The following is an 11,049-nucleotide window of genomic DNA, read 5'->3' on the forward strand; positions in this document are numbered from 1 at the left end:
ATCCCATAGCTTCGAGCGGAAGTGCTTTGCGCTCATGTGGAACTTGTCACTTCTATTCTATATGCCCTAGGCTTCTAAGCCTCGAAGCACGGTGGGCCTTTTGAAGAAGCGGCTATTTTTCGTTGCGACGGCGGCCCTGCTGCCCGGCCTGGCCATGCTTGCTTTCAACGAGCTGACCTACCGTGCCGAGCGCGAGCAGGAGGTTCACCGGCAAGCCCGCCAGGCCGGCCAGCAGGCCGCCTCGGAGATGGAGCGCATCATCGAGGGCATGGACGGCCTGCTGACGGCCGTCGCCGCGATTCCGGCCGTCTACAATCAGGACGTCGCCGGCTGCCGGGAGGCGCTGGGTGCCGTCGCAGGCAGCGTGAATTCGATCCGGACCATCTTCCTGCTCGACACCGAAGGCAGGATCATCTGCGACAGCAGCCGGGCCCCCGAAGGGCTCAGCATGCAGGATCGCAGCTATTTCCGCGACGCGCTGACGGCGCGCGGGCCGACGATCGGCGAATATACCGATAGCCGCCTGTCGAATTCGCCGGTGCTGCCGATCAGCAAGGCGGTGCGCAATCCCGACGGATCGGTGAAGGGCGTGCTGGCGACGGGGGTCCGTCTCGGATGGCTCGGGGACCGTCTCCGTGAGCGCGGCCTGCCACCGGGCGGGGCGGTCACCATCGCCGACCGCAACGGGGTGATCCTGGCGCGGCACCCGCAGGGCGAGCGCTTCGTCGGCACCCGGATTCCCGAGCCCTTCCTGCAGCTCGTCAAAGGCTCGACCCCCGGCACGGTCGAGGTGCTCAGCCAGGATGGGGAGACCAGGATCATCGGCTATCTGCCGGTCGATGCGGCCCCGCGGGGGCTGTATGTCAGCGCCGGCCTGTCGAAGGCCGAGGCCTTCAAATCCGTCAACCGCGCCAGCCTGGTCGGGCTGGCGCTGGTTTCGCTCGGCGCTCTCGCCGCCTTCGCTGCGGCCTGGTTCGTCGGCAACGCCTTCATCCGCCGTCCGCTGAGCCGGATCATCACCGTGCTGGAGCGGTGGCGCAGCGGCGCGCCGCGCGCCCGCACCGGAATGAAGGCGACGCAGGGCGAGGTCGAAAGCGTCGGCCAGACCGTGGACGACCTGCTCGACGAGCTGGAGCGGCGCCAGGCCGAGGCGACCGCCGCGCAGCGCCAGAGCGAATTGCTGATGCGCGAACTCAGCCACCGGGTGAAGAATACGCTGACCATCGTCCAGGCCATCGCCAGGCAGACCTTCGGGCCGCATGTCGACAAGAACCTGTCGCGCACCTTCACCGACCGCGTCGTCGCGCTCGCCGGGACCTATGACATCCTCCTGTCCAGCGAGCATGCCGGCGGCGATATCGAGGCCGTGATCGCCACGACGCTGCGGCCGCATCAGAATCTGGCGGCACGGATCAGTCTTCGAGGCCCGCGGGTCGCGCTGGGATCCCAGGCCGCTCTGGCGCTGTCGATGGTCATCCACGAGCTGGCGACCAACGCGATCAAATACGGCGCCCTGCATGACGATGACGGGACCGTCACGATCTCCTGGAGCGTCGGCGACGACGAGCCGCAACGCGTCGATCTGGTCTGGGAAGAGCGGGACGGGCCGGCCGTGACGCCGCCCGCCAGCGAAGGCTTCGGCTCGAAGCTGGTGCGACGCGCTTTCCCGCCGCAGCTCGAGCCCGCGATCGAGCTCGACTACGGTGCAACGGGGCTCATTTGCCGGCTAGCTTTCGCCGCGGAGCCCGTGCCGGCGCCGATCGCCGCCTGAGGGGCTCGCGCCGCGCTCAGGTCGCGGCGTCTCCGGAGGTCACGGCGATGGTCGCCAGCGCGGCCAGCGCCAGCCAGGCGAGATCGCCGATGACGCCACCGGCCGGGACGATGCCGGCATGCAGGGAATAGCCGAGGGCGGCGGCGACGGAGGAAGAGCCGAGAAGCCAGTTGGTCATGATGAGCAACTCCGGACTGCTTTGCGGTGTCGTCATGGCTGGGTGTGTTGATGGCTGGGTGTCGTCATGGCGTCAGGCCAGCGCTCGCGAGCGCCTGGCCTGAGCCGTGCCACCTCGGGGGTGGCGGGAGTCGTGAAGGCAGCCGCGGCGGCCTCGCCGGCCGCGAACGGCCGGCCTGGCCTCACGCGGCCTTCTGGCCCTTCTTGTTGGCGCCGCCTTCGGCGATCTGGCTGAGAAGCGCATCGGTCTTCTTCTCTTCCGCCAGGGTCTCGTCGAAGAGCTTGGCCGCATCCTTCATGCCGAGCTGCATGGCGAGCGCCTTCAGCGTGCCGTAGCGGGCCATCTCGTAATGTTCGACGGCCTGGGCGGAGGCGATCAGCCCGGCGTCGAGCGCCTCGCTGTCGGCATAGTCCTCCATCACTTCCTTGCCTTCCTCGATGATCCCGACGATGGCCTCGCAGGTCTTGCCGCGCGCCGCGACGCCAGCGAGCTCGAACACCTGCTCGAGACGCTCGATCTGGCCTTCCGTCTCCGTGCGATGGGTCTCGAAGGCCTGCTTGACCTCCGCGGCATTCGCGGCCTTCGCCATCTTCGGCAATGTGCGCAGGATCTGCTTCTCGGCGTAGTAGATGTCCTTGAGCTGATCGATGAAGAGGTCGTTCAGGGTCTTGGGCTTCGATGCCATGGCGGTGGTCTCCGGGTTGAGCTGCCTAAGCGCTTGAACACGGAGTCGGTGGGCTTGTTCCACCAGCTTGCGGGAAACCCGAAGACCGGCCGCGAGCGCTGTTGAACCGCCCTTCGATCTGCCCCAAAGATGGGGGATGGCGGCGGTGGCCGCAGCCTGCCGGAGTCCTGCCTTGCCGCCCGCCGAACCTCTCGCACCCGGGTCCCTGCTGATCGCGATCGATTGGGGAACCTCCTCGCTTCGCGCCGTGGCGATGGATGCGCAGGGCACCATTCTCGACCGGCTTTCCTCCGGCGACGGGGTGATGGCGATGGCCGGCCGCGATTATGCCGCCGTGTTCCAGACGCTGTTCGGCGGCTGGCTCGCGCGCTGGCCGCAGGCGGTGATCCTCGCCTCCGGCATGGTCGGCAGCCGGCAGGGCTGGCGCGAGGCGCCCTATGTCTCCTGCCCCGCCAGTTTCGAGGATCTCGCGCGCGGCATCGTCACGGTGCCCGCCGGCGGGGGCCGACTGCTGGGGCTGGTTCCCGGTCTGGTCAGCCTGGGCGATAAGGCGGCGCCCGACGTGATGCGGGGCGAGGAGGCGCAGGTCTTCGGAGCGATGAAGCTCGGAGGGCGGCAGGAGGGCGTCTTCGTCCTGCCGGGCACCCACAGCAAATGGGTCAGCGTCTCCGACGGCCGGATCATGCGCTTCAGCAGCTTCATGACCGGGGAAGTCTACGGGCTGCTGAAGCAGCACTCGATCCTCGGCCGGCTGATGCCGCAGGGCGGCGACCCGCCCTTCGCGCAGCCCGCCTTCGAGGCCGGCTGCGCCCTCGCCCTCGACGATGCCGGGGGAGCGCTGCTGCACCGTCTGTTTTCGGTGCGCACCCAGGGCCTGTTCGAGCGTTTCACCGCCGAGGAGCTGCCGAGCTATCTCTCCGGCCTGCTGATCGGCGAGGAGGTGCGCGAGGCGATCTGGCTCCTGGGCGAGCGGCCGGAGCTGCCCGTGCAGCTGATCTGCCGCGCCGATCTCGCTCTGCCCTATCGGCTGGCGCTGGGCCAGGCCGGGCTCGACAGCGGCGTGATCGAGGACGCGGCCTTCGCCGGCCTGTTCGAGATCGCCCGCCGCAATGCTCTCCTCTCGTGAGACCCCCATGGATGTCCTGAACCGCCTGCGCGCCTTCCCCTTCATCGCCATCCTGCGCGGCGTCAGGCCGGACGAGGTGCTGGCGCTGTCGGACATCCTGATCGAGACCGGGTTCCAGGTCATCGAAGTGCCGCTGAACTCGCCCGAGCCGCTGCGCAGCATCGAACGCCTCGCCACTGCGCTGCCGGACACGCTGATCGGAGCCGGCACGGTGCTGAGTCCGGCCGCCGTCGCCGACGTGCAGCAGGCGGGCGGGCGGCTGATCCTGATGCCGCATTCCGACGGGGCGGTGGTGCGCGAAGCGAAGCAGCGCGGCCTCGCCTGCGTGCCGGGGGTCGCGACCCCGACGGAGGCCTTCGCGGCGCTCGCCAACGGCGCCGATGCGCTGAAGATGTTTCCGGCGGAGCAGATGCCGCCCGCGGTGGTCGGGGCCTGGCGGGCGGTGCTGCCCGCAGGGGTCGCGCTCGTGCCGGTCGGCGGCATCGTCCCGGAGAAGGTGGCGGCCTATCGCCAGGCCGGTGCGGCCGGGTTCGGGCTGGGCTCGGCGCTCTACAAGCCCGGTCTCAGCGCCTCGGAGCTGCGCCTGCGCGCCAGAGCCTTCCGAGACTGCCTCGCCGGCGCAGCGGAATCCGCCGGCTGAACCCGATCTGCGCAGGACATCCCATGGCCGATCCCACCCTCGCCGAACTCGCCGCCGCCCTGGCATCGGGCCGCACCACCAGCCGCGCCTTGGTCGAGGCGTGTCTCGCGGCAATCGCCGACCCCGCGGGCGAAGGCGAGCGCGCCTTCGTCAGCGTCGATGCCGACAGAGCGCTGCAGGCCGCCGATGCGATGGATCTGCTGCGCCGCGCCGGCGCCGCCCCCTCGCCCTTCGCCGGCATTCCGATCGCCGTCAAGGACCTGTTCGACATCGCCGGCGAGGTCACCACCGCCGGCTCGAAGGCCCTGGCGGCACGGGCTCCGGCGAGCCGGGACGCCGTCGCGGTGGCGCGGCTCAGGCAGGCAGGCTTCATCGCGCTGGGCCGGGCCAACATGACGGAATTCGCCTATTCCGGGCTGGGGATGAACCCGCATTACGGCAGCCCGCGCTCGCCCTTCGACCGCGCGACCGGGCGTGTCTCCGGCGGCTCGACCTCGGGCGGGGCGGTCGCCGTGGCGGATGGCATGGCCCATGCGGCGCTCGGCACCGATACCGGCGGCTCCTGCCGGATTCCCGCCGCCTTCTGCGGGATCGTCGGCTACAAGCCGACCGCGCGGCGCGTGCCGCAGCAGGGCTGCGTGCCGCTGTCGCCGAGCCTCGATTCGATCGGCCCCCTCGCCCGATCCGTGCGATGCTGCGCGACGCTGGACGCCATCCTGGCCGGCGACGATCCGGCGGAGCTGGTTCCCGCTGTGGTCGGCGGGCTCAGGCTCGCGGTGCCGACCACGATCGCTTTGGCCGGCCTCGCAACAGAGGTCGAGGAAGCCTTCGAGCGGGCGCTGACGACGCTCCGGGCCGCCGGAGCCGCCATCGACAGGATCGCCGTGCCGGAGTTCGAGGCGATCGCCGCCATCAACGCCAAGGGCGGCTTCACCGCGCCCGAAAGCTTCGCCTGGCATCGCGAGCTGCTGGCGGAGACAGGCGAGCTCTACGATCCGCGCGTGTCCAGCCGGATCCGGCGCGGCGCCGGCGTGCCGGCCGCGGATTATCTCGACGCGCTGGCGGCGCGGGCAGCGATGATCGCCGGGGTCGAGCGACGGCTGGCCGGCTACGATGCGCTGCTGCTGCCGACGGTCGCGATCCTGCCGCCCGCGATCGCGCCGCTGGAACAGGATGAGGAGGCCTATACCCAGGCCAATCTGCTGGCGCTGCGCAATTGCACGCTGGTCAACATGATCGATGGCTGCGCGCTGTCCCTGCCCGCCAGCCGGCCAGGCGAGGCGCCGGTCGGGCTGATGATCGCCGGGCTCGCGGGGCAGGATGCGCGCATCCTCGCCATCGCCGCGGCGGCCGAGGCGCTGCTGCGCTGAGCCGGAGCGTCAATCCGTCAGTGCGGATTCGCGCAGGGCCTGGGCGTGGAACTCGACCAGCTTGGCGCGCACCAGCTGGCCGGAGACGAAGAAGCCGAGGGCGTTCAAGTCTCCCGAGAGCTTGCGGACGATGTCGTCGTCGCCGGCCTACTCGAAATCGGCGATATGGGCCTCCGTCGCATAGGCGCTGAGCGCGGCGCCGGGCAGCCCCATCAGCCGGCCGGCCCAGAGCGCCGCCAGCACGTTGCGGCGGGCGCGGATCGTGTCGCGCGTATCCTCCTTCGGGCACCAGCCGGGATGGGCGAGGTGGAAGTCGATGGCGCGATGGATGGCGGCGTCGCTCATGGGTCTGGCGTCCTCGATGCAGGGTGGTCCGACATCGCGAAGGGTTTCGCCAGAGGGGCCCGGACAGCCTGCACCGGATCTGGGCGCGCTCGCCGCCGTTTCAAGCCGGTGGAGGCGGTGCGAAGCCTGTCGATCCGATCGATCGGCGTGCTCAATCGATCGTGTTGCGCCGGGGCTGGTCGGCGCCGAAACCCTGCCCTAGTTTTCGTGCCAGGGGCCCGTAGAGGCCCGCAACCGGTCCTGAATGGCCGGGGCCGACAAGAACAGGCGTTCGGGGAAACGGATCATGAGCGCGTTCGAGGGCGTCGTCGACGAGGCGCTGTTTCTGTCACCGTCGATCCTGGGCCGCAGCGATGTGGCGCAAAGGCGGGCCAAGCTGGCGCGCGTCGTCGCGGGCGAGATCATCCCGCGGCTGATGCTGCTGCACCGGGAGGTCGTCCCGGCCGCGGAAGCGCCCACCGAAGACGAGATCGCCGGGCTGGCGCGGCTCGTGCTCAGCGCCGAGAGCGGCGAGGCGGCGCGCTACATCACCCTGCTGCGCGATCGCGGCCTCTCGATGGAGCGGCTGTTCGTCGAATTGCTGGAGCCCTGCGCCCGTCTGCTCGGAACGATGTGGGACCGCGACGAATGCGACTTCATCGACGTGACGCTGGGGCTCGGCCGGCTGCAGAAGCTGCTGGCTGTGTTCAACGCCACCCATGTCCTGCCGGCGCTGGACGAGAAGCGCCGCGTGCTGATGCTGACGACGCCGGGCGACCAGCACATGTTCGGCCTGTCGATGGTCACGAAATTCCTCGATGCCGGCGGCTGGCGGGTCGAGAGCGATATCGAACCCACACCGATGGCGGTCGCCGCGGCGGTCGGCGATGCCTGGTACGCCGTGGCGGGGCTGACCCTGGGCTCGGAACGGCATCTCGCGCAGCTCGGGGCGATGATCGCGCTGATCCGCGAGAACTCGCTCAACCCGGCCATCGGCATCATGGTCGGCGGGCCGGTCTTCTCGGCCGATCCCGGCCTCGCCCGCAGCGTCGGCGCCGATGCCACGGCGGTGAACGCCCCCGCGGCCGTGCTGGTGGCGCAGAAGCTGTTCGACCTCGGCGCCCTGCGCAGCTGGGCGGCGTGAGGCGTCGCCGCGGCAGCGGGGCGATTGCCGCTTGAAACCGGCACGGCATTGGCCTTTATCGCCGTGACGCCGCCGCTCCGGGGAGCCCCATGCTGAAAGCCCTGCTGTCTCTCGCCCTCGCTCTGTCCATGGCCGGCTCCGCCCAGGCGCAGGACAGGCTGAGCCTGATCCTCGACTGGTTCGTCAATCCCGATCACGGCCCGATCATCATCGCCAAGGAGCGCGGCTTCTTCAAACAGATGGGGCTCGAGGTCGAGATCGTCGCGCCGGCCAATCCGACCGACCCGCCCAAAATGGTCGCCGCCGGCCGCGCCGACCTCGCCGTCTCCTACCAGCCGCAGCTGCATCTCAACCTGCATCAGGGTATGGAGCTGATCCGCGTCGGCACGCTGGTCTCCACCCCCCTGACCTGCCTCGTCACTCTGGCGGACGGGCCGGTGAAGCGGATCGCCGATCTCGCCGGCCGCAAGGTCGGCTTCGCCGTGGCGGGCGTGCAGGAGGTGCTGCTGGAGGCGATGCTGCGCCATAATGGCGTGGCGCCGGACGCGGTCGAGAAGGTCAATATCGGGTTTTCGATCTCGCCCGCGCTGATGAGCGGGCAGGTCGCCGGGGTGATCGGCGCCTTCCGCAATTTCGAGCTCAACCAGCTGGCGATCGAGGGCAGGACCGGCCGCTGCTTCTACCCAGAGAGCGAAGGCGTGCCGGCCTATGACGAGCTGATCTACGTCGCCAATCCCCGCACCATGAACAAGGACAGGCTGCGCCGCTTCATGGCCGCGACCGAGTTGGCCGCGCAGTTCATCCTCAACAACCCGGCCGAGAGCTGGACGATCTTCGCCGGCACCTCGAGCGAGCTGCGCAACGAACTGAACGAACGCGCCTGGCGCGACACCTATCCCCGCTTCGCGACGCGGCCGGCGGCGATGGATCATGGCCGCTACGCCGCCTTCGACGCCTTCCTGCTGAAGATGGGGGCGGTACCCGGCGCGACCCCCGTCTCGAAACTGACCATGGACGTCACCGCGCCGTGAACAAGCGCGCCCCCGGCCCGGGCGCACCGGGCATCGCGGCGCCGGGGATCGTCATCGCCGGAGAGGCGCGGCTGGACGGGGCGCCCCTCTTCCCGCCGCTGCGGCTGGAGCTGGAGCCCGGCCGCTGGACCAGCCTGCTCGGCGCTTCCGGCGTCGGCAAGACGACGCTGCTGCGGCTGATCGCCGGGCTGGAGACCGGCGCGACCTTCTCCGGCAGCGTCAGCGCCGGCGACGGCGCGGAGTTGGCCGGCCGCATCGCCTTCATGGGCCAGAGCGACCTGCTCGCACCCTGGCTCGACCTGATCGGCAATGTCACCATGGGTGCGAGGCTGCGCGGCGAGACGCCGGATCGCGACCGGGCGCGCGCCATCCTCGCCAGCGTCGGGCTGAGCGGGCTGGAGGCCAGGCGGCCGCATACGCTGTCGGGCGGCCAGCGCCAGCGCGCCTCGCTGGCGCGGACGCTGATGGAGGACCGGCCGGTGGTCCTGCTCGACGAGCCCTTCTCCTCGCTCGACGCCCGCATGCGCGCCGAGATGCAGGAGCTGGCCGCCGAGCGGCTGCGGGGCCGGACGACCCTGCTCGTCACGCATGATCCGGGGGAAGCGGCACGGCTCAGCGACAGGGCCTTCCTGCTCACCGCTGCGGGCCTCGAGGAGCTGCCCCTGCCCGAGAGGCCGCCGGTGCGGGACGTCGAGGATGCGCAGACACTTTCGGCCCAGGCCGCGATGTATCGCCGGCTGCGGGGCCAGCCATGAGCCGGCGCACCGCCGCGATCGGGCGCGGCCTGCTGGCCTTCGGCTTCGGGCTGGCGCTGTGGCAGGGCGTGGTCTGGGCGACGGCTGCGCCGGCCTTCATCCTGCCGGGGCCCGAGCGCGTGGCGATGCGGCTCTGGCAGTCGCGGGCGCTGATCGCCGAGAATGCGCTGATCACCTTCGCCGAGATCCTGGTCGGGCTCCTGCTCGGCGTGGCGCTCGGCGTCGCCACGGGGCTGCAGCTCGCCATGTCGCGGCTGGCGCGGCTGCTCCTGCAACCGGTGCTGGTCTTCGCCCAGGCCGTGCCGGTCTTCGCTCTGGCGCCGATCCTGACGCTCTGGCTCGGCTATGGCTTCGCCTCGAAGATCGTGATGGTGACGCTGATCATTTCGTTCCCGGTCGCCGCCGCCTTCTTCGACGGTCTGCTGCGCACGCCGCAGGGGCATCTCGACCTGGCCCGCGTGATGCAGGCGCGGCCCTTGCGGCTGGTGTTCCAGCTCAGGGTGCCGCATGCGATGCCGTCGCTGGCGACGGGGCTGCGGCTCGCGGCGGTCTATGCGCCGCTCGGCGCGGTGATCGGCGAATGGGTCGGCGCCTCCCGCGGCCTCGGCCATCTGATGCTGCTGGCGAATGGGCGCGGCCAGACCGATCTGATGTTCGCGAGCCTGGTCGTGCTCGCGGCCTTCACCATCCTCCTGCACCGTCTGGTGGATGGGCTGGGGACGGCGCTGACACGGCGCTTCACCGAGCCGCTGGGCTGAAGCCGGGGGCGGAAAATCCCCGATTTTTCAGGACTTCGCCGGCAAAGCGCCGATTGGCGGCATTTTACACGATCGGATTCATCGCTCCGTAAGGTCAGCCACCTATGGATCGACGCCATGCAGAGGCTGCACGACATCAAGGTGCCCAACAAGCGGCTTCACCGGCGCCTGCCGCTGAAGCTGGAGGGCCGCTATCGCTGGCCGGGCTGCAGCCCCGTGCCCTGCGAGACGATCGACATCTCGCTCGGCGGCGTGCTGGTCCAGGGACAGACCATGCCGCGCGAGGGCCAGGGCATCCTCCTGCAACTGCCCGATTTCGGCCCGGTCTCCGGCACCGCCGTGCGCATCCAGCGTGACCGTTTCGCCATGGCGATGACCGCGACGGTGCGCCAGCGGGACTGGCTCGCTTCGGTGCTGACCTGGCACGGCAATCGCTCGGCGCTCGGCCTCGCCGAATTGCGGAAGGCGGCGCGGCTCGCGCCGGATCATGCGCTGGGCCGCCTGTCGCGGCCGGATGGCTGGAGCTGCTCGGCCCGGATCATCGACCTGTCGGCGACGGGCGTCGCCGTCCAGCTGGGCCATGAGCTGCCTTTGGGAACGCCGATCTGCATCGGTGACCGCACGGGCCGGGTCGTCAGGACCCTGCCGAAGGGCTGCGCCATCGCCTTCGACCGGCCCCTGACCGCGCCTGAATTCAGCCTGGCCCTGAAAGCCGGTTTAGTCGCTTCCGGGCCGGGTCCTACCGGACTGGCGCCCTGAGGGCGTCTCAGCCGGCCTTGCGCGCCGCGGCCAGGGCCGCCGCGATCTGATCCTTCAGGAAGAGGCGCTGGCGCCGCATCTGGGCCTCGCGCTCCTCGGACGCCGCCTCGACCCGCGTCTCGACGCGGTGGAGATCGCGGTTGAGATCGTGATATTCCTCGGCCAGCCGCTCGAAATGCCGGTCGGAGGCCCGCAGCCATTGGATCAGCTCGGCCTGTTCCGGGAATTCCGAGACGAGATCATGGGGGACATGCGACATGACGGGTTCCTGGCCTTGCATCGTGGTGAAGTCACCATGAGCCGCCAGCCGACCGCCCCGCCTTGACCTGCCTCAATTGCAGCTGCGTCCCGCCGGACGCTGATCCGCGACAGGCCGCGCGGCGGCCCTCGCGGGAGCCGGCGGGAGGGGCCTTGCGCCCCGCCCCGCCGGTGCTCGCCTCAGAACTCTTCCCAGCCGGCGTCGCCGCCGCGGCTGTTGGCGACTTTCTTGGCCGGGGTGAAGGCGGTC

The 11,049-nt window shown here is 70.3% G+C and carries 13 protein-coding genes; 9 read left to right on the forward strand and 4 right to left on the reverse strand.

Going from position 1 to position 11,049, the window contains the following annotated elements; all coding sequences use genetic code 11:
- Positions 1 to 154 precede the first annotated feature (154 nt).
- The gene (locus ASG72_RS02710) at positions 155 to 1,771 is read left to right on the forward strand and encodes a sensor histidine kinase (RefSeq protein ID WP_156395759.1); all 1,617 of its coding nucleotides are present in this window, start codon (positions 155 to 157) and stop codon (positions 1,769 to 1,771) included.
- Positions 1,772 to 1,787: 16 nt separating this feature from the next.
- On the opposite strand, the gene ASG72_RS20530 is transcribed toward ASG72_RS02710, so the two are convergent.
- Together ASG72_RS20530 and ASG72_RS02715 are read right to left on the reverse strand one after the other, a co-directional pair.
- Positions 1,788 to 1,949: a hypothetical protein gene (locus ASG72_RS20530; protein ID WP_156395760.1), complete on the reverse strand. Its 162-nt coding sequence runs from the start codon at positions 1,947 to 1,949 to the stop codon at positions 1,788 to 1,790.
- Positions 1,950 to 2,130: 181 nt separating this feature from the next.
- Positions 2,131 to 2,634, reverse strand: coding sequence for a ferritin-like domain-containing protein (locus tag ASG72_RS02715; RefSeq protein WP_056708611.1), 504 nt, complete (start codon positions 2,632 to 2,634; stop codon positions 2,131 to 2,133).
- Between the two features lie 172 nt (positions 2,635 to 2,806).
- On the opposite strand from ASG72_RS02715, the gene ASG72_RS02720 reads away from it, so the two are divergent.
- The 3 genes from ASG72_RS02720 to ASG72_RS02730 are packed head-to-tail and all read left to right on the forward strand — an operon-like array spanning position 2,807 to position 5,770.
- Positions 2,807 to 3,760 carry a 2-dehydro-3-deoxygalactonokinase gene (locus ASG72_RS02720; protein ID WP_244488667.1) on the forward strand — a complete coding sequence of 318 codons (954 nt, stop codon included), beginning with the start codon at positions 2,807 to 2,809 and terminating at the stop codon, positions 3,758 to 3,760.
- Between the two features lie 7 nt (positions 3,761 to 3,767).
- Entirely contained in the window at positions 3,768 to 4,400 is a 633-nt protein-coding gene (locus tag ASG72_RS02725) for a 2-dehydro-3-deoxy-6-phosphogalactonate aldolase (RefSeq protein ID WP_056708617.1), read from the forward strand.
- A gap of 23 nt (positions 4,401 to 4,423) precedes the next feature.
- Positions 4,424 to 5,770 carry an amidase gene (locus tag ASG72_RS02730; RefSeq protein ID WP_056708620.1) on the forward strand — a complete coding sequence of 449 codons (1,347 nt, stop codon included), beginning with the start codon at positions 4,424 to 4,426 and terminating at the stop codon, positions 5,768 to 5,770.
- Between the two features lie 147 nt (positions 5,771 to 5,917).
- Here the strand turns inward: ASG72_RS02730 and ASG72_RS02735 are convergent, their stop codons facing one another.
- Complete coding sequence (locus tag ASG72_RS02735) at positions 5,918 to 6,115, reverse strand: ATPase inhibitor subunit zeta (RefSeq protein WP_056708624.1); 198 nt, start codon at positions 6,113 to 6,115, stop codon at positions 5,918 to 5,920.
- Between the two features lie 286 nt (positions 6,116 to 6,401).
- On the opposite strand from ASG72_RS02735, the gene ASG72_RS02740 reads away from it, so the two are divergent.
- The 5 genes from ASG72_RS02740 to ASG72_RS02760 all read left to right on the forward strand — a co-directional run bounded on the left by ASG72_RS02740 (position 6,402) and on the right by ASG72_RS02760 (position 10,541).
- Positions 6,402 to 7,238, forward strand: coding sequence for a cobalamin B12-binding domain-containing protein (locus ASG72_RS02740; RefSeq protein WP_056708628.1), 837 nt, complete (start codon positions 6,402 to 6,404; stop codon positions 7,236 to 7,238).
- 89 nt (positions 7,239 to 7,327) lie between these two features.
- Complete coding sequence (locus ASG72_RS02745; protein ID WP_056708630.1) at positions 7,328 to 8,269, forward strand: ABC transporter substrate-binding protein; 942 nt, start codon at positions 7,328 to 7,330, stop codon at positions 8,267 to 8,269.
- Positions 8,266 to 9,024, forward strand: coding sequence for an ATP-binding cassette domain-containing protein (locus ASG72_RS02750; protein ID WP_200939878.1), 759 nt, complete (start codon positions 8,266 to 8,268; stop codon positions 9,022 to 9,024). The genes ASG72_RS02745 and ASG72_RS02750 overlap by 4 nt, the downstream gene beginning before the upstream one ends.
- Positions 9,021 to 9,782, forward strand: coding sequence for an ABC transporter permease (locus tag ASG72_RS02755; RefSeq protein ID WP_056708633.1), 762 nt, complete (start codon positions 9,021 to 9,023; stop codon positions 9,780 to 9,782). The genes ASG72_RS02750 and ASG72_RS02755 overlap by 4 nt, the downstream gene beginning before the upstream one ends.
- A 117-nt stretch (positions 9,783 to 9,899) precedes the next feature.
- Complete coding sequence (locus tag ASG72_RS02760; protein ID WP_056708636.1) at positions 9,900 to 10,541, forward strand: PilZ domain-containing protein; 642 nt, start codon at positions 9,900 to 9,902, stop codon at positions 10,539 to 10,541.
- A gap of 7 nt (positions 10,542 to 10,548) precedes the next feature.
- Here the strand turns inward: ASG72_RS02760 and ASG72_RS02765 are convergent, their stop codons facing one another.
- Entirely contained in the window at positions 10,549 to 10,800 is a 252-nt protein-coding gene (locus ASG72_RS02765; protein ID WP_056708638.1) for a DUF465 domain-containing protein, read from the reverse strand.
- Between the last annotated feature and the right edge of the window lie 249 nt (positions 10,801 to 11,049).

The sequence above is a fragment of the Allobosea sp. Leaf344 genome (assembly GCF_001426225.1).
Taxonomy (GTDB): domain Bacteria; phylum Pseudomonadota; class Alphaproteobacteria; order Rhizobiales; family Beijerinckiaceae; genus Allobosea.